Genomic DNA, 1,290 nt, shown 5'->3' on the forward strand with positions numbered 1-1,290 from the left:
TGAGGGGCCTCGCGTTTTCCAGACAGTTGTCTGACCGTCTATTTCACGCGGCGATTCGCAACTTCTCGTACTCGGCGTGGACTTCGCATGGAGGGCGGTAACCCACCGCCGAGTGGAGGCGTTTGCGATTGTACCAGAATTCGATGTAGCGAGTGATGTCCTGTCGAGCGGCCTCGCGGGTCAGGTAAGTCACCCTTGATACGCGCTCGTTCTTCAGGGCGCCGAAGAATGATTCGGCCATGGCGTTGTCGAAACAGATCCCGGTGCGGCCGGAAGATCTGCGGAGCCCGAACCAGTCGAGCGTCTTCCCGAACTCGGCTGACATGTAGTTGCTTCCGCGGTCGGAGTGAAATATTGCGCCGGCCGAGAGGTTTCTGTTCCGTGCCGCGTTGCGGATCGCCCGGGATATCAGTGGGGTTTGGTAGTGGTCGTCCATCGCGTAACCGATGACTTCCTTCGTGCAGCAGTCGATGACCGTTGCGAGGTACAGCCAGCCTTCTCCGGTCGCGATGTAGGTAATGTCGCCGACGAGCTTTTCGCCGGGTGCGTCAGCGGTGAAGTTGCGGCCGACGAGGTCCGGCACCTGGCCGACCGTGGCCTGGGTCAGGCTGAACCTCTTTGGCCGCGGCTGGCAGGGCTCCAGGCCCAGTTCGCGCATGAGCCGGCGGACCAGTTCCAGGCCGGCGGTGACGCCCCAGCGGTCCAGCTGAGCCTGGATGCGCCGGTGGCCATAGGTGCCGTCGGACATGTCGAAGGCTTTCTCGATGAGCAGTTTCAGTTCCTCGCGCCGCTGGGCCGTCGCGGATTCCGGGCGGGATCGCCAGTCGTAGTAGCCGGATCTGGAGACGCCGAGTCTGCCGCACATGAACTCGACGCTGTATGCGCACTCCGTAGTGTCGAGCCGCATCTCGTCGATGAACTCGTACTTGCTTGCTACCGGGGATCCTTCGCGAAGTACGCTGCGGCTTTTTTCAGGAAGGCAACTTCCATCTCCAGCTCGCGGTTGCGCCGTTCGAGTTCCTTCAGGCGCGCACGCTCGTTCACCGCCAGTTCCGCATCGGGAGCCGGTTCCCGCTGCTTCTGGTGCTTCTTGACCCAGCCGCGTAGCGTCTCCGGGTTCAGCTCAAGCTCCCGAGCGACTTCGGAGATCGTCTTCCTCGACCTCAACGCGACCTGGACTGCTTCCTCGCGGAACTCCGGCGAGTACTTACTGGGTGGCGCCACTTCTTCCTCGTTTCCTCTTCAGGACAACCCTATTGGGTCCCTGTCCGGAAACTTCGTGGCCCCTCA

The 1,290-nt window shown here is 62.1% G+C and carries 1 protein-coding gene; it reads right to left on the reverse strand.

From position 1 onward, the window contains the following. Positions 1-43 precede the first annotated feature (43 nt). Positions 44-1,224, reverse strand: a protein-coding gene (locus tag ABT114_RS50425; protein ID WP_351154128.1) for an IS3 family transposase whose coding sequence is annotated in 2 segments (ribosomal slippage) — positions 44-960 and positions 960-1,224 — 1,182 coding nt in all. Because the reading frame shifts where the segments join, the coding sequence is not laid out codon by codon here. Between the last annotated feature and the right edge of the window lie 66 nt (positions 1,225-1,290).

The organism is Streptomyces sp. NPDC002088, from assembly GCF_040296605.1.
Lineage (GTDB): Bacteria > Actinomycetota > Actinomycetes > Streptomycetales > Streptomycetaceae > Streptomyces.